A 16,376-nucleotide genomic window follows, 5' to 3' on the forward strand; every position below is an offset into this window, starting at 1 on the left:
AACGGAGGACTCATGAGCGTGCCGGACCGTCGGGCCCTGATCGTCCGGGGAGGATGGCCAGGCCACTCCCCCGAGGAGAGCACCGACCTCTTCCTCCCCTTCCTCGAGGAGTCGGGCTTCGACGTCGACGTCGAGTCCTCGCTCGAGGTCTATGCCGACGCCGAGTACATGGCGGGCGTCGACCTGATCGTCCAGTCCTGGACCATGGGCGAGATCCTGCCCGACGAGATGCGCGGTCTGCGCGAGGCCGTGACCAACGGCGCCGGTCTCGCCGGCTGGCACGGCGGGATCATCGACTCGTTCCGGATGGCCACGGACTACCTCCAGATGCTCGGTGGGCAGTTCGCCGCCCACCCCGGCGACCTGGTCGAGCACACCGTGGAGGTCCTGCCCGAGCACGCGGACCATCCGCTCGTGGCCGGCCTCGGCCCGTTCCACCTGAACTCCGAGCAGTACTGGGTGCTCGCGGACTCGCTCAACGAGGTCCTCGCGACCACCACGATCCAGCCCACGGCCGACTCGCCGTGGCGCTCGCCCGTGGTGTCGCCGTCGATCTGGACCCGGCAGTGGGGCGCGGGCAAGATCTTCGTGTGCGCTCCGGGTCACCAGCTCTCGGACCTCGAGAGCCCGGACCTGCGCACCGTGATCGAGCGCGGCCTGCTGTGGGCCAGCCGGTGAGGCACCGCCTCTCCTGAGCACCGACGCGAACGGTCGGCACCCCTTCCGGGCTGCCGACCGTTCGTGCGTCCTGCCCGACGCCGGAGCGCACCCTCGCCGTGCGGGTGCGCCCGGGCGCGTGGCCGAACCGGTCGCGACCTACCAGGCGCGCGCGACCGCGGCGTGCAGCTCGAGCAGGGGCGCGGTGCGCTCGCTCGGGCCGCGCCCGAACCCGCACTCGGTCCCGACGCCGATCTCGCGCTCGCCCAGGACCTGCGCCGCGGCCGCGAGGCGGCGCAGCGCACCCTCCTGGCCGTCCTCGTGGTGGACCACACCCAGGTAGAGCTCGGTCGCCGGGTCGATCGCGAGGTCGGCGAGCGGCGCGACGTACTCGACGTCGTCGCGCTCGATCGGCACGGGCAGGTGGAACCAGTCGATCTCGCGAGTCACGGTCGTGGCGAGCCCGTTCGCGACCTCGACGAGCCGGCGCGCGTCGGCGGGCTCGACGAAGTGCTTCTCGGCCACGTCGCCGTAGCAGAGGTGGAACCCGAGCTCGACGCCCGCCGGGACCGCGGAGGCCACTCGGGCCGCGCGCGCGACGCACCCGGCGAGCACCTCGTCGGAGTCGACCGCGAACCACGCCTGCGCGGGTCCGGCCCCGAGGTTAGCGCCCTCGACGAGCGCGAACTCGCTCGCGAGGTCGAGCTGGATCGCCAGGTCCTCGGCGGGGACGGCCGCGACGATCGCCTCGATCTCGCGCAGCATCGCCGCCTCGTAGGCCGTGTGGACGGCCGCACGCGCGTCGGGCACGGCGAACGCCACGACCGGGGCGAGCGGCGTGGGCAGGCAGACCTGGAAGCGGGTCCCGGCCGGGATGACGCCCTCGTCGCGCAGTCGCGCGAAGTCCGCGTACGAGGACGTCGCGGCCGCCGCGTAGCCCAGCTCGCCGAACGTCAGGTCTCCCGGGGCGACCGAGCCGTCGAGCACGTGCGGGCGCACGTCGAACCCGGCGACGATCACGGGGTCGATCGGGAGGCGCGCCAGGCCGGGCACGGCCTCGAAGCGCGCGCCCTGGAACAGGATCCAGTGGAACCTCTCGCCGACCTCGCCGTCGGGGATCCGCCGGAGGTGGGTGCCCGCGTGCGCGGCGACGGTGCGGAACGTGTCCTCGGCGGTGGGGAGGTTCACGGAGCCCACGAGGTGGGCGCCACGCACGAGCGTCGAGGTGTCGGCGGGCGCGACGAGGTCAGGGATCAGGTCCTGGGTCATGGTCGCCATCGTAGGCGCGGGCAACGATCGGACGGCGGGACGTTCATCCCTCGGGCCCGCTCGTGTGGCAGCATCGCGCGGATGACCGTGCCGTCGCCCTTCAGCGGGCTGCTCGCCTATCCGATCACTCCCCTGGACCAGGCCTCGGGCGCCCCGGACCTGGGAGCGCTGGCGGGCCTCGTGGCGGGCGCGGTACGCGCAGGGGTCGACGGCGTCACGGTCCTCGCGTCGTCGGGCGCGGGCACGTCGTTCTCCCCCGAGGAGCGCGCCGCGGTCGTGGGCACGGCCGTCCGGGCCGCGCGCGACGCCGGGCCGGGCCGCTCGGGGAGCCGGGCCGGGCCGCTCGGGGAGCCGGGTCCCGGTGCACGTCGCGGTCGCGGCCGCGTCGGCCGCCGAGACCGTACGGAACGCCGTCGCCGCGCAGGCGGGCGGCGCCGACGGGCTCGTGCTCACGCCCTTCTCGTACGTCCCGCTGGTCGACGACGAGGTCGTGGCCCTGTTCGAGGCCGTGGCCGCCGAGACGGACCTGCCCGTGTGCTTCTACAACCGGCCTGCTCAGAGCGGGTACGACGCGACCCCCGAGGTCCTGGCTCATCTGGCGCGCCACGCCCGGCTCCGGGGACTCAAGGACCCGGCCGGGAGGGAGGGCGTGAGCACTCGTCTGGACGAGGTCCGGGCCGCGGTCGACGACGAGGCGTTCGCGGTCGGGCTGAGCGGGGACCTCGCGATGACCGAGGGGGCCTTCACCACCCTGCCTGCGAGCGATGCCTGGCACACCGGGGTCGCGGCCCTCGTGCCCGCCGAGTACGCCAGGCTGCGCCGGGCGCACGTCGAGGGTCGTCCCCTCGATGCGGTCGCCGAGCGCTCGTGGCTCCTCGCCCTGGCCCGCGAGCTCGGACGGCTGCGCCCCGTCGCGGGGCTCCACGCGCTCGCCGAGCTGCTGGGCGTGCCGACCGGACCTCCTCGCGGACCGCTCCTGGCGACTCCGCCCGAGCAGACCGCGGGCCTGCGGACCGCGCTGTCGCGCCGTCCGGCCGCGGGGTCGGGGGCCACGGGGCCGGTTTCCTCCGGACCGAGCGCCACGGACGCCACGAGGTAGAGGCCTCCCGTCGAGGGAGAGGCCTCGAGCCCTCTACCTCGACGAAACCCCTCTGTCTCGACGCATCCCCGGGCCGTCAGTCGGCGTCGGTCCCCTCGCTGCCGTCAGTGCCGTCAGTGCCGTCGGGAGCGCCCGCCTCCTCGGCCCGCGCGTCGCCCACCGCCTCGGGCCCACCCGCGAGGAGAGCCACGAACCCGGCCTCGTCGAGGATCCGCAGGCCCAGGTCCCGGGCCTTGGTCTCCTTGGAGCCCGCGTTCTCGCCCACGACCACGTAGTCGGTCTTCTTGGACACCGAGCCCGAGGCCTTGCCGCCCGCCGCGAGGATCGCCTCCTTGGCACCGTCGCGCGAGAACCCTTCGAGGCCCCCGGTGACCACGACGGTCAGGCCCGCGAGCGGGCCGGTCGGCTGCTGGCGCGCGCCGGGACCGGGGTGGCCCGGGGTCTCGAACCGGACCCCGTCCTTCCTCCATGTCTCGACGATCTCCTGGTGCCAGTCCACGTCGAACCAGGCCAGCACCTCGTCGGCGATGACCGGTCCGACCCCCTCGACCGCGGCGAGCTCGTCGCGGCTCGCCGACCGGATCGCGTCGAGCGAACCGAACCACTCCGCGAGCGCCCGGGCGGCGACCGGCCCGACGTGGCGGATGTTGAGGCTCACCAGGATGCGCCACAGGTCCTTGGTCCTCGCGACGCGCAGCTCGTCCACGAGCGTCTGCGCGGTGGTCGACGGGCCGTACACCGGGAAGTCCTTGCGGACGCCCGCGGCTCGACGCTCGGCGGGCGTCGCGTCCTCGAAGCCGGGCGGGTAGGTGCGGGCGGCGACCTTCTGGAACGGCCGGACGACCTTGGCCAGCAGCACCGAGCCGTCGGACATCTCCACCTCGCCCGACTCCCCCACCCCTTCGAACGGCCGGGGCAGCCCGGTCTCCGGGTCGCGGACGACCACGCGGATCGGTGCGAGCTGGTCGACCGTGAGCCCGAACAGGTTCTTCTCGGTGCGCAGCGGCGGATCCGCGGGCTCGTAGGGCTGCGTGAGCGCGGCCGCGGTGACCTCGCCCAGCGCCTCGATGTCGAGGCCGCCGCGCGAACCGATGTGCTCGACCCGCCCGCGGACCTGCGCCGGGCAGCTCTCGGCGTTGGGGCAGCGCAGGTCGACGTCGCCCTCCTTCATGGGGCGCAGCGGCGTGCCGCACTCGGGGCACTCGGCGGGCATGACGAACTCCGTACGCTGCACGCCGTCCTCGCGCAGCGCGACGACCGGCCCGAGGATCTCCGGGATGACGTCTCCGGCCTTGCGCAGCACCACGACGTCGCCGATCAGGACGCCCTTGGCGCGCACGACGTCCTGGTTGTGGAGCGTCGCCTGACGCACGGTGCTGCCCGCGACGAGCACGGGCTCCATGACGGCGTACGGGGTTGCCCGTCCGGTCCGCCCGACCCCGACCTGGATCGCGAGCAGGCGCGTGTTGACCTCCTCGGGCGGGTACTTGTACGCGATGGCCCACCGGGGCGCGCGGCTCGTCGCGCCCAGCCTGCGCTGGAGCGCGAGCTCGTCGACCTTGACGACGATCCCGTCGAGCTCGTGCTCGATGCTGTGCCGGTGCTCGCCGAAGTACGCGATCATCTCCTGCACGCCCGCGAGCCCGTCGACGACCCGGTTGTGCGGCGAGACGGGGACACCCCACTGCTCGAACAGCGCGTAGGCGTCCGACTGGCGCGCGAGCTCGGCGTGCTCGCCCTCGTCCCACTGGAGCGCCCCGACGCCGTGCGCGTACATGCGCAGGTTGCGGCTCGCGGTCACGGCCGGGTCCTTCTGGCGCAGGGAGCCGGCCGCGGTGTTGCGCGGGTTGGCGTACGGTGCCTGCCCGGCCGCGACGAGCGCCTCGTTGAGGGCCGCGAAGTCCTCGACGCCCAGGAAGACCTCGCCCCGGACCTCGATCACCGCGGGGTGCGTGGCCGGGTCGCCCGCGAGCTGCTGCGGGATGGTCGTGATGGTCCGGACGTTGGCCGTGACGTCCTCGCCCGTGCGCCCGTCGCCTCGCGTCGCGGCCCGCACCAGGCGCCCCCGCTCGTACAGCAGCGCGATCGCGAGGCCGTCGATCTTGACCTCGCACAGGTACTCCACGGAGGCCTCTGGCGAGACGCCCAGGTCGCGGTGCACGCGGGCGGCCCACGCGGCGAGGTCCTCCTCGGAGAACGCGTTGTCGAGCGAGAGCATGCGCTCGAGGTGCTCGACGGTCGCGAAGCCCGTCGCGGCCCGTCCGCCGACCCGCTGCGTGGGCGACTCGGGGGTCTGGAGCGCGGGGTGGGCCGCCTCGAGCGCCTCGAGCTCGCGCATGCGCGCGTCGTACTCGGCGTCCGACGACACAGGCGCGTCGGCCTCGTAGTAGGCCCGCTGGTCGGCCTCGACCTGGGCCACGAGCTCGGCCCAGCGGCGCTGGGCGTCGGCCTCCTCCCGGGCGCCGAGCGCAGGAGAAGCGTGGGGCTGGGAAGCCGTGGCGAGGTCGCCGGGGACCTCCGGGGCGGCGTCGGCAAGGGTCGCGGGGCGCGGCGGGGTGGCGTCGTTCACGTGCCCATCATCGCGTGGACCGCCCACACCCGCTCGGGCCTGCGCGTCCTGCCCGACGACGTCGCTCACCACACGGTCCCTGCCCACCACGCGAGGCGCGTGCGCCGCAGGGGGTCGCTGCGGCGTCGGGCGGTCACTCCCCCGGCCCCCTCCCGGGCGCGGGAGCCGCGGAGGGCGCCCGGCGCCGTCGGGCCCACCGAACAGAGCAGCGCCCCGCGCTGGAGGACGCGGGGCGCTGCGTGCGGGACAGAGGCCAAGGGGGGAAGCCTCGGTCCCGGGTGGGTGGCGCCACCCGGCAGGACGCGCCACCCGACCGTGACCCGTACCGCTCGGGTCGACGTCGGGCTACCGGCGTCCGGGCTGCTCCCCGGACGCCGGTGCCCAGATCACTCCGAGGTCTCGGCGGCCGCGGCGAGCGCGAGCGCCTCCTCGGTGGCCTTGCGCTCGGCACGGACCTCTTCGCGGCTCGTGCCGTAGTAGGCCGCGACCATGATGTCCTTCATGTCCTCGAGCATCGGCAGGCGAGGGTTGGCCGGGGCGCACTGGTCCTCGTAGGCCCGCATCGCCAGGGCGTCCAGCCCCCCGATGAACTCGCGCTCCGAGACACCCTGCTCCTTGAACGAGTGCTCGATCCCGACCTTGGCCCGCAGCTCCTCCACGGCCCGGGCGTACGACTCGACGGCCTGCTCGGGCGTCGAGGCCGGCAGCCCCAGGTGCTTGGCGATCTGCTGGTAGCGCTCGTGCGCGATGTACTTCTCGGCCTTGGGCCAGCCCGTGACCTTGGTCGGGATCTGCCCGTTGTAGCGGATCGCGTGCGGCAGGAAGATCGCGTTCGTGCGGCCGTGGACCAGGCCGAACGACGAGCCGACCGTGTGGGCCATCGCGTGGACGATCCCGAGGAACGCGCTGCCGAACGCCATGCCCGCGATCGTGGCCGCGTTGTGCATCTTCTCGCGGGCCTCGGGGGCTGCCGCCCCCTGCGTGACCGAGGCCTCGATGTGCTCGAAGACCAGCTTGATCGCGTGCAGCGCCAGGCCGTCCGTGAAGTCGTTCGCGTAGACCGACACGTAGGCCTCGGTCGCGTGCGTCAGGGCGTCGAAGCCCGAGTCGGCCGCGAGCTTGGCCGGCATGGTCGCGGTCAGGACCGGGTCGATGATCGCGACCGACGGGGTCAGCGCGTAGTCGGCGAGGGGGTACTTGTACCCGGTCGCGTGGTCCGTGATGACCGCGAACGGCGTGACCTCCGAGCCCGTGCCCGACGAGGTCGGGATGCAGACCAGCTTGGCCAGGTCACCGAGCGTGGGGAACTTGAACGCGCGCTTGCGGACGTCGAAGAACTTCTCGCGCAGGTCCGAGAACGCCATCTCCGGGTGCTCGTACTTGAGCCACATGACCTTGGCCGCGTCCATGGGCGACCCGCCGCCGATCGCGACGATCGTGTCGGGCTTGAAGTCGCGCATCATCTCCGCGCCCTTCTCGACCGTCTCGACGCTCGGCTCGGGCTCGACCTGGTCCATGATCTGGATCGAGACCTTGTTGGGACGGCGCCCCAGGACGTCGAGGACCTTGTCCACGATGCCGATCTGGCTCATGACCTTGTCCGTGACGATGGTGACGCGCTCGACGTCGGGCATCTGGGCCAGGTACTGGATCGAGTTCGGCTCGAAGTAGGTCTTCGGCGGGATCTTGAACCACTGCATGTTGTTGTTCCGGCGTCCGATCCGCTTGACGTTGATGAGGTTGACCGCCGACACGTTGTTCGACACCGAGTTGTGCCCGTACGAGCCGCACCCGAGGGTCAGCGACGGGATCAGCGCGTTGTAGATGTCGCCGATGCCGCCGAGGGCCGACGGCTGGTTCCACAGGATGCGCACGGCCTTGACGCGCTGGCCGAACTCCTCCGCGATGTCCTTGTCCTCGGTGTGGATCGCACCCGAGTGACCCAGGCCGTCGAACTCGACCATCTGCTCGGCGAGCGAGATGCCGTGGTCGGTCGACTGGGCGCGCAGCACCGCGAGGACGGGGCTGAGCTTCTCGCGCGTCAGGGGCTCGGCGGGACCGACCTCGGCGCACTCGGCCAGGATGATCGAGGTGCCGTCCGGGACGGTGAAGCCCGCCTGCTCGGCGATCCACTGGGGGCTCTTGCCCACGATCGAGGCGTTGAGCTTGGCTCCCGCGCAGTTCGCGCCGCCGGCCTCGACGCCGAAGATGAAGCGCTCGAGCTTGGCCTTCTCCTCGGGGGTCGCGAGGTAGGCGTGCATGTGGGCGAACTCGGCCAGGGCCTCGTCGTAGATCTCGGTGTCGAGGATGACGGCCTGCTCCGAGGCGCACACCATGCCGTTGTCGAAGCCCTTGGACAGGACCACGTCGTTGACCGCGCGGCCGAGCTTGGCGCTCTTCTCGATGTAGGCCGGGACGTTGCCCGCGCCGACGCCCAGGGCGGGCTTGCCCGCCGAGTAGGCGGCGCGGACCATCGCGTTGCCGCCCGTGGCGAGGATGAGCGAGACGCCGTCGTGGTTCATGAGCGCCGAGGTGGCCTCGAGCGAGGGCTGCTCGACCCACTGGATGCAGTCCACGGGGGCGCCCTCGGCGACCGCGGCGTCCCGCACGATGCGGGCTGCGGCGACCGAGCACTTCTGGGCGCTGGGGTGGAACGCGAAGATGATGGGGTTGCGCGTCTTGAGCGCGATGAGGGCCTTGAAGATCGCGGTCGAGGTCGGGTTCGTCACCGGGGTGATGCCCGCGACCACGCCGACCGGCTCGGCGATCTCGACGATGCCCGTGAGGTCGTCGCGGCCGATCACGCCGACCGTCTTGAGATTGGCCATCGAGTTCGGCACGTGCTCGCACGCGAAGATGTTCTTGGTGGCCTTGTCCTCGAAGACTCCGCGCCCGGTCTCCTCGACCGCGAGCTGCGCGAGGCGGCCGTGCTCGTGGAGGGCCGCGACGGACGCCTTCTTCACGATGCGGTCGATGTCCTCCTGGGTGAAGGCGTCGTACTGCTTGAGCGCCTTGAGGCCCCGGTCGACGAGGGCGTCGATCTCGGTGACTCCGGCGAGGGCCTTGCTCGTGCTGCTCACGTTGGTAGCTCCTCCAGTGACCCGAGCGGCCGGGTCTGCGTGGTGTCTTTCCCTTGCTTGTGAATACTTTCACAAGGTACGGATAGATGCAAGAGGCCTCGATGGATGTGGCACGGGCCACAGTCACCGCCCCCTGTCGGGTCGTCCCTGCCGGGACGACCCGTCGGACCGGTCACCTAGGGTGTTGGCATGAGTGCTGAGAACGCCGTGACCGACACGCCCACCGCACCGCCGACCACGCCGCACGACCCGTACCTGTGGCTCGAGGAGGTCGAGGGCCGCGAGGCCATGACCTGGGTCCAGGGACGCAACGCCGAGACCGCCGCGACCATCGAGGCCACGAACGAGTTCGCCGCGACCGAGCAGGCGATCCGCGAGGTCCTCGACTCCGACGACAAGATCCCCGACGTGTCCCGGATCGGCGAGCACTACTACAACTTCTGGCGCGACGCCCAGCACGAGCGCGGCGTCTGGCGCCGCACGACGCTCGACTCCTACCGCACCGACCACCCCGCGTGGGAGCTCGTGCTCGACCTCGACGCGCTGGGTGAGGCCGAGGACCAGAGCTGGGTCTGGCACGGCGCGAGCGTGCTGCGCCCCGAGCCCGGCCAGGAGTGGCGCCACGCCCTGATCGACCTGTCCCCCGGCGGCTCCGACGCCGACGTCACGCGCGAGTTCGACCTCGTGACCAAGACCTTCGTCGCGCCTGAGGACGGCGGGTTCCTGCGCGAGGAGTCCAAGGGCGGGCTCGGCTGGATCGACGCGGACACGGTCTACGTCTACACCGACTTCGGTCCCGGCTCCATGACCCCGTCGGGGTACCCCCGCGTCGTCAAGCGCTGGCACCGCGGCACGCCCGTGACCGAGGCGACCGTCGTGTACGAGGGTGAACCCGAGGACATGTACATCATGGGCTGGCGCACGCACTCCCCCGGCTTCGAGCGCGACTTCGTGGGCCGCTCGATCGCCTTCTACGACAGCGAGACGTACCTCGTCCAGGACGCGGGCACCCCCGACGAGAAGCTCGTCAAGATCGACGTCCCGCGCTCGGCCGAGGTCGGCGTCAAGCGCGAGTGGATGCTCGTCGAGCTCCGCGACGACTGGACGGTCGACGGCGCCACCTACCTGGCCGGCTCGCTGCTCGCGACGCGCTTCGAGGACTTCCTCGCAGGGGCCCGCGGCTTCACGGTCCTGTTCGAGCCCACGCCCTCCACCTCGCTCGCAGGCGCCACGTGGACCGCGCACCACCTCGTGGTCAACGTCCTCGAGGACGTCAAGAACCGCCTGCACGTGCTGACCCCGCCGCCTCTCGCCGAGGGCCCGGACGTCCTCTGGACCCGCAGCGAGCTACCGGGCCTGCCGACCATCGGCACGGTCGTCGTGGGCGCGGTCGACTCCGAGGAGAGCGACGACGTCTGGCTCGTCACGACCGACTACCTCACGCCCTCGACGCTCTCGCTCCTGAGCGTGGGCGCGGGCACCGCCCCCGAGGTCCTCAAGTCGAGCCCGGCGTTCTTCGACGCGCAGGGCCTGGTCATCGACCAGCACTTCGCGGTGTCCGACGACGGCACGCGCGTCCCGTACTTCGTCGTCGGGCGCGAGGACCTCGTCCGGCCCGGGGCCGGTGCAGGCTCGAGCGGCGCCCCCGAGGCCGCTGACGGGGCGACCGCCGCGACCGGCGCACGCCCGGGCGCGGCCCCCACGCTGCTCTACGGGTACGGCGGCTTCGAGGTCTCCCTGACCCCGGGCTACTCCGGGACGCTGGGCCGCGCATGGCTCGCGGACGGCGGCGTCTACGTCGTCGCGAACATCCGCGGCGGCGGCGAGTACGGACCGGCCTGGCACCAGGCGGCCCTCAAGGCCAAGCGCCACAAGGCGTACGAGGACTTCGCGGCCGTCGCGCGCGACCTCGTCGCCCGCGGGATCACGACCCCCGAGCACCTGGGCATGGAAGGACGCAGCAACGGCGGGCTCCTGGCGGGCAACATGCTCACGCAGTACCCCGAGCTCTTCGGCGCCGTGATCGTGGGCGTCCCGCTGCTCGACATGCTCCGTTACACGCGCCTGCTCGCGGGCGCGTCCTGGGCCGCCGAGTACGGCGACCCCGACGACCCCGCGCAGTGGGAGTTCATCAGGACGTTCTCGCCGTACCACCTGTTCGACGCCGAGCGCGAGTACCCGCCCGTGCTCTTCACGACGTCGACCAAGGACGACCGCGTGCACCCCGGGCACGCGCGCAAGCTCGCCGCGAAGATGCTCGCGGCCGGCAAGGACGTGACGTACTACGAGAACGTCGAGGGCGGGCACGGCGGCGCGGCCAACAACGCGCAGGCCGCGCACATGGCCGCGATCCACTACCGCTTCCTGCGGGAGCAGCTCGGCTGACGTACGAGCACCGACGCCGAGAGGGCGGGTCCAGGTGGACCCGCCCTCTCGGCGTCTGCGGGCGGTCGGTGACGGCCGCGCCGGCCGACCCGCGCTACGAGTGCGGCACCTGGGCCGTGATGAGCGTCCCGTCCTCGCGGCGGTTGCCCGTCAGGTCGCGCAGGCTCGGGGTGCCGTGGAGCACGGGCCCCTGGCCGTCGAGCGCGACCGTGACGGTCTCGCTCGCACCGACGTGCACGGCCTCGCCCCGCACGAGCACGTCCGCTCCCTCACCCGTCTCGCACACGAGCTCGATCGCGTCGACCGTGACCGTGACCTTGAGCCGGGAGCCGCGCAGCGTGACCCGGAACGTCAGGGACTCCCACTCCTGGGGCAGGCGCGGGTCGAAGCTGATGCGCCCGCAGTCGTCGCGCATCCCGCCGAACCCGAACGCGAGCGCCGACCAGGTGCCGCCCGCCGAGGCGACGTGCACGCCGTCGGCCGCGTTGGCGTGCCGGTTCTCGAGGTCGACGAGCAGCGACGACGTGAAGTACTCGAGCGCGAGCTCGTGGTACCCGACCTCGGCCGCGATGATCGACTGGACGACGCCCGACAGGGTCGAGTCGCCCGTGGTCAACGGGTCGTAGTACTCGAAGTCGGCGAGCTTCTCCTCGGGTGTGAACTCCGCCCCCTGGAGGAACAGCGCGAGCACCACGTCGGCCTGCTTGAGGACCTGGTAGCGGTAGATCACGAGCGGGTGGTAGTGCAGCAGCAGGGGTCGCTTGTCCGCCGGGGTGCCCGCGAGGTCCCAGATCTCCCGCTCGAGGAAGTGCGAGTCCTGCGGGTGGATGCCCAGGTGCTCGGCGAACGGGATCGACATGTGCTTCGCGGCCCGCTCCCACTCGGCGGTCTCCTCCTCGCTCACCCCGAGCCGGATCGCCAGCGCCTGGTACTCGTGCGGGGCGTCGCGCCGCATGGTCTCGAGCGTCTCCGCGGCGACCCGCAGGTTGAAGCGGGCCATGACGTTGGTGAAGAGGTTGTCGTTGACGACCGTCGTGTACTCGTCGGGTCCCGTGACCCCGTGGATGTGGAAGTAGTCGTCGCCGTTGACCCGCCAGAACCCCAGGTCGGCCCACATGCGCGCGGTCTCGACGAGGATGTCGACGCCCTCGCGCTCGAGGAAGTCGAGGTCGCCCGAGGCCCGCACATACTGCATGACGGCATAGGTCACGTCGGCGTCGATGTGGTACTGCGCGGTGCCCGCGGCGTAGTACGCCGAGGCCTCCTCGCCGTTGATCGTGCGCCACGGGAACAGCGCGCCCTGCTGCGAGAGCTGGCCCGCGCGACGGCGGGCGGCGTCGAGCATCTGGTAGCGGAAGCGCAGCGCGTTGCGCGCGTACCGCGGGCTCGTGTACGTCAGGAACGGGAGCACGTAGATCTCGGTGTCCCAGAAGTAGTGCCCGCCGTACCCGGAGCCCGTGAGCCCCTTGGCGGGCACGCCGTTGCCCTCGGCGCGGGCCGTGGCCTGGGCGAGCTGGTAGATGTTCCAGCGCACGGCCTGCTGCACCTCGAGCTGCCCGGGGATCTCGACGTCCGAGCGCGCCCAGAACTCGTCGAGCCACTCACGCTGCTCGGCGTGCTGGAACGCGATGCCCTCCTCGCGCACGCGGTCGAGCGTGCGACGGCAGCGGTCGATGAGCTCGATCGCTGGCACGCCACGCGACGTGTGGTAGGCCACGGTCTTGGTCAGACGCACGGGCTTGCCCGGCTCGGCCTGGATCCGGTAGACGTGCTTGGCCAGGTCCTCGTCCACCTGGGTGCGCACGTCGTAGGTGTTCTCGGTCACCAGGTCGTCGTCCGCGGCGACCGCGAGCGTCATGCCCGAGTTTGTGCAGCGGTAGGAGAGCACGAGCCGCTGGTCGTCGCCCCACTGCGCCTGCGGCTGGAGCACGCGCTCGGTGAACTGGTTGGCCTTGCGCGGGTCGAAGCCCTGCCCCATCGCGGCCGAGGGGACGTGGTACTCGTCCTGCCCGTCCTGGCGGTTGAGGATCTGCGACGAGATCGCGATGGGCGCCGGGTCGTCGAGCATGGTGACCTCGAACGTGAGCACGGCCAGGTGCCGCTCGACGAACGAGACCATGCGCTCGGACTTCACGAGCACGCGCTTGCCTGACGGCGTGCGCCACAGGAGCTCGCGGCGCAGCACGCCGTCGGCCATGTCGAGCGAACGGTCGTAGGTGATCAGGTCCGCGACGGGCAGCAGGAGCGGCTCGTCGTCGACGTAGAGGCGGATGATCTTGACGTCGGGGACGTTGACGATCGTCTGCCCGACCTCGGCGAACCCGTAGGCCTCCTCGGCGTGGTGGATGCGCCAGGTCTCGTGGAAACCGTTGATGAAGGTCCCCTGCGTGTGGGACTCGCGGCCCTCCTCGACGTTCCCGCGCATGCCGAGGTACCCGTTGGCGACCGAGAACAGCGTCTCGGTCACCCCGAGGTCGTGCGCGGCGTACCGGCTCTCGGTGAGCTTCCACGGGTCGGCCGGGAAACGGCTGCGGTCGATCGTGCCGTCGAAGCCGTGCTCGAACCCGCCCATCAGCGGACCTCCTCGCGGGCCGGGCGGTCGAGGACCGTCGCGTCGAGCTCGCCCAGGTCGCTCACGACGAGGTCCGCGCCGTGCTCGGTCAGGGCGTCGGCCCCGACCCCACGGTCCACGCCGAGCACGAGGCCGAAGTCGCCCGCCGCCCCGGCCTGGACGCCCGAGATCGCGTCCTCGACGACGACCGCCGCGGTCGTGGGCACGCCCAGCAGCTCGGCCGCGTACTCGTAGGTCGCGGGCGACGGCTTGCCGTCGAGGCCGTGCGCGGCCGCGACCGTGCCGTCGACGACGACCTCGAAACGGTCCGCGATCCCGGCCGCGGCCAGGACCGACGGCGCGTTGCGCGAGGACGAGACCACCGCGACCTGGGCCCCGGCGGCCGTCACGGCGTCGAGAAAGGCGATCGAGCCGGGGTACGGGGAGATGCCCTCCTCGACGAACATGCGGTTCACGATCTCGTTCTTCTTGTTGCCCAGCGCGCACACCGTGCCCTCGCCGGGCGCGTCGTCGATCGTGCCCCAGGGCAGCTCGATCCCGCGCGAGGCGAGGAAGGTCGCGACCCCGTCGAAGCGCGGCTTGCCGTCGATGTGCGCGAAGTAGTCCGCCGACGTGTACGGCGCGACCCCCCGCTCGACGCACAGGGGCGCGAACAGGCGCTCCCAGGCGCGCATGTGGACCTCGGCCGTCGGGGTCAGGACCCCGTCGAGGTCGAAGAGGACGGCGTGCAGAGCGGGCATCGCGCTCCTTCGGGAGAGTGGACGGACGAGGGAGCGCCGCGAGTTCGGCACCACTCTCCGAGCCTACGCACCGCGGGCCGTCACGGCGAAAACGAACCGGCGCAGCGGACGAACGGCAGCCCGGCTGCCGAACCCACCGTCCGGGCCACGGCAGGCCCGCGCCGCTCAGTCCTGTGCCCGCTCCGCGAGCATCTCCGCGACCCGCCCCAGGTTCCCGAGCATCGCGCGGTTCTCGTCGGTGCTCCCGAGCCGGCTCCCCGACCCCAGCCCCACGCCCCCGGCGCGAGGCGCTGCAAGGAGCGTGACGTCGTCGAGCCCCGAGGCCGGGAGACCGATCCGGCGCCACGGGACCGTCACGAGCGACGCGAGCTCGCCGAGGTTCGGCCCCGAGCACTGCGAGACCTTCGCGGGCGGCAGGCCTGCCCAGACACCGGTGCCGCGCTCGACCGCGCGCGCGACCAGCTCCCAGCCCTTCTCGTCCCAGCCCGTGCCGCGCGCGGCCAGGTCGAGGCCCACGGCGTCGGCGCCTGCGAGCACCACGGGCGCGATGCCCACCCAGGCGGGCCCCACGTGCACGACGCTGCGCGCCCCCCAGCCGCGCACGGCGTCCAGGACCCCGGTGAGGCCCTCGACGATGTCCGGTCCTTCGACCGCACGCAGGCGCGAGTACCCCGAGAAGGTCGGCAGCACGCCCGCGTTGATCTGCCCCAGGAGCGGCTCGGACACCTGGACCACGAGCTCGGCGCCGGGCACCTGACGCTGCACCTCGTCGAGGTGCGCGCGCAGCCCGACGGCGAGCGAGCCCGCCAGGTCGGCCGCCGCACCGCGGTCCGAGAGCACGCGGTCGCCCCGCGCGAGGTAGAGCTCGGCCGCGAGCGTCCACGGCCCGACGACCGACACCGCGAGCGGTCCGGAGTACCCGTGGCCCGCGATCGCGAGCGCGCCGAGGTCCTCGCGCAGGAACGCCTGCGCGCGCCGCTCGTCCATGCCGGGCCGGTCGGCGAGCTTCCAGCCGTGCGGGCCGATCTCGACGGGCAGGTCGGCGAGCAGGGTCGCGGTGCGCCCCACGCCGTCGGACCCCGGCCCCCGCTGGGGCAGGCGCACGAGGAACGGGACGGGCGTGACCCCCGTGGGCACCTCGGCGAGGTCCCCGAAGATCATCTGCTGCGCCTCGAGCACGTCGGTGCCCTCACCGCCCGGCCACGGTCCGTGCCCGCTGACTGACGTCATGACGTGAGCTCCTTGCTGTGATGTGTCGTGCCGAGAAACTGCTCTGCCGGCCGCGCTGCACGGTCCGTGGGGGGGGTATCGCGAGGATCTCACCCGCGCATCACCCGCACGAACCCTTGCGGCAGCCCTCTCTCCGAGTGAAGGGTGATGAGTATGCACCACAGACCGTGACGACGCGGTGGCCGTTGGACGACCCCGCCGGACGAGCGAGGCGGACATGAGAAGCAATCACGAGGCAGAGCCCTCGGTCGGCACGGCCCACGAGGCCGCCGCGACCAACAAGGCCACCGCGATCACCGTGCACACCCAGGCGATCCCGGGGAACCACGCGCAGGCCCTGGCGGCGCTGGTCGCCGCCGACTTCCACAACCACGACCCGGCCCCTGGGTCCTCGGGCGGGCTCGAGGGGCTCGTCGCGACCATGCACTGGTTCTCCGACGCGTTCTCCGACCAGCACGTCGAGGTCCTGCACGCCGTGGCCGAGGGCGACCTGGTCGCGCTGCACGTCGCGTTCAGCGCCCGGCACACCGGCTACTTCCGGGGCCTGGCCCCCACGGGCCGTCACTTCACGGTCCGCGAGATGCACATGCTGCGGTTCGCGGACGGCCGCGAGGCCGAGCACTGGGCGGTGCGCGACGACGCGTGGCTCGTGCGCGAGCTGAGCGAGCACCCCGTGGTGCCCACGAGCGCGGTCCTCGCCGCGACCCAGCCGGGCGCGGCCGTGGGGAGCGTCGTGCCCGTCGCGGTCTGACCCGCACCGCGCCGTCGAGCCACG

9 protein-coding genes and 2 pseudogenes are annotated in these 16,376 nt (G+C 72.4%); 5 read left to right on the forward strand and 6 right to left on the reverse strand.

Going from position 1 to position 16,376, the window contains the following annotated elements:
• Positions 1–12: 12 nt before the first annotated feature.
• The gene (locus ASE15_RS13970) at positions 13–678 is read left to right on the forward strand and encodes a ThuA domain-containing protein (protein WP_056646333.1); all 666 of its coding nucleotides are present in this window, start codon (positions 13–15) and stop codon (positions 676–678) included.
• Between the two features lie 138 nt (positions 679–816).
• Here the strand turns inward: ASE15_RS13970 and ASE15_RS13975 are convergent, their stop codons facing one another.
• Positions 817–1,926 (reverse strand): hypothetical protein, encoded by a 1,110-nt coding sequence (locus ASE15_RS13975; RefSeq protein WP_056764191.1) that lies wholly within the window; start codon positions 1,924–1,926, stop codon positions 817–819.
• A gap of 81 nt (positions 1,927–2,007) precedes the next feature.
• Here ASE15_RS13975 and ASE15_RS21880 point away from each other — a divergent pair.
• Both ASE15_RS21880 and ASE15_RS13980 read left to right on the forward strand, forming a co-directional pair.
• A pseudogene (locus ASE15_RS21880) lies at positions 2,008–2,214 on the forward strand (dihydrodipicolinate synthase family protein); the annotation flags it as partial.
• Between the two features lie 70 nt (positions 2,215–2,284).
• Positions 2,285–3,025: pseudogene (locus ASE15_RS13980) on the forward strand (dihydrodipicolinate synthase family protein); the annotation flags it as partial.
• A 76-nt stretch (positions 3,026–3,101) separates the two neighbouring features.
• Here the strand turns inward: ASE15_RS13980 and ligA are convergent.
• Positions 3,102–5,594 carry an NAD-dependent DNA ligase LigA gene (ligA, locus tag ASE15_RS13985; RefSeq protein WP_082618459.1) on the reverse strand — a complete coding sequence of 831 codons (2,493 nt, stop codon included), beginning with the start codon at positions 5,592–5,594 and terminating at the stop codon, positions 3,102–3,104.
• Positions 5,595–5,980: 386 nt separating this feature from the next.
• Positions 5,981–8,674 carry a bifunctional acetaldehyde-CoA/alcohol dehydrogenase gene (gene adhE, locus ASE15_RS13990; protein WP_056646327.1) on the reverse strand — a complete coding sequence of 898 codons (2,694 nt, stop codon included), beginning with the start codon at positions 8,672–8,674 and terminating at the stop codon, positions 5,981–5,983.
• 189 nt (positions 8,675–8,863) lie between these two features.
• Here adhE and ASE15_RS13995 point away from each other — a divergent pair, with 189 nt between their 5' ends.
• Entirely contained in the window at positions 8,864–11,059 is a 2,196-nt protein-coding gene (locus ASE15_RS13995) for a prolyl oligopeptidase family protein (protein WP_056763907.1), read from the forward strand.
• Between the two features lie 94 nt (positions 11,060–11,153).
• Here the strand turns inward: ASE15_RS13995 and ASE15_RS14000 are convergent, their stop codons facing one another.
• The 3 genes from ASE15_RS14000 to ASE15_RS14010 form a co-directional block, all read right to left on the reverse strand.
• The gene (locus ASE15_RS14000; protein WP_056763909.1) at positions 11,154–13,631 is read right to left on the reverse strand and encodes a glycoside hydrolase family 65 protein; all 2,478 of its coding nucleotides are present in this window, start codon (positions 13,629–13,631) and stop codon (positions 11,154–11,156) included.
• The gene (locus tag ASE15_RS14005) at positions 13,631–14,371 is read right to left on the reverse strand and encodes an HAD family phosphatase (protein WP_056763911.1); all 741 of its coding nucleotides are present in this window, start codon (positions 14,369–14,371) and stop codon (positions 13,631–13,633) included. The genes ASE15_RS14000 and ASE15_RS14005 overlap by 1 nt, the downstream gene beginning before the upstream one ends.
• Positions 14,372–14,536: 165 nt before the next feature.
• A complete protein-coding gene (locus tag ASE15_RS14010; RefSeq protein WP_056763913.1) occupies positions 14,537–15,601 on the reverse strand; it encodes a hypothetical protein in 1,065 nt (354 codons plus the stop codon).
• Positions 15,602–15,818: 217 nt separating this feature from the next.
• Between ASE15_RS14010 and ASE15_RS14015 the strand changes: the two genes are divergently transcribed.
• Positions 15,819–16,352: an ester cyclase gene (locus tag ASE15_RS14015; RefSeq protein WP_056763915.1), complete on the forward strand. Its 534-nt coding sequence runs from the start codon at positions 15,819–15,821 to the stop codon at positions 16,350–16,352.
• The last annotated feature ends 24 nt before the right edge of the window (positions 16,353–16,376 follow it).

Source organism: Oerskovia sp. Root22 (assembly GCF_001429135.1).
GTDB lineage: Bacteria > Actinomycetota > Actinomycetes > Actinomycetales > Cellulomonadaceae > Oerskovia > Oerskovia enterophila.

Excerpts from the sequence above, each read along its gene's own strand:
- ASE15_RS13970 (WP_056646333.1), top strand. The coding sequence starts at position 13 with ATGAGCGTGCCGGACCGTCGGGCCCTGATCGTCCGGGGAGGATGGCCA.
- ASE15_RS13975 (WP_056764191.1), bottom strand. The coding sequence starts at position 1,926 with ATGACCCAGGACCTGATCCCTGACCTCGTCGCGCCCGCCGACACCTCG.
- ASE15_RS13995 (WP_056763907.1), top strand. The coding sequence starts at position 8,864 with ATGAGTGCTGAGAACGCCGTGACCGACACGCCCACCGCACCGCCGACC.
- ASE15_RS14000 (WP_056763909.1), bottom strand. The coding sequence starts at position 13,631 with ATGGGCGGGTTCGAGCACGGCTTCGACGGCACGATCGACCGCAGCCGT.
- ASE15_RS14005 (WP_056763911.1), bottom strand. The coding sequence starts at position 14,371 with ATGCCCGCTCTGCACGCCGTCCTCTTCGACCTCGACGGGGTCCTGACC.
- ASE15_RS14010 (WP_056763913.1), bottom strand. The coding sequence starts at position 15,601 with ATGACGTCAGTCAGCGGGCACGGACCGTGGCCGGGCGGTGAGGGCACC.
- ASE15_RS14015 (WP_056763915.1), top strand. The coding sequence starts at position 15,819 with ATGAGAAGCAATCACGAGGCAGAGCCCTCGGTCGGCACGGCCCACGAG.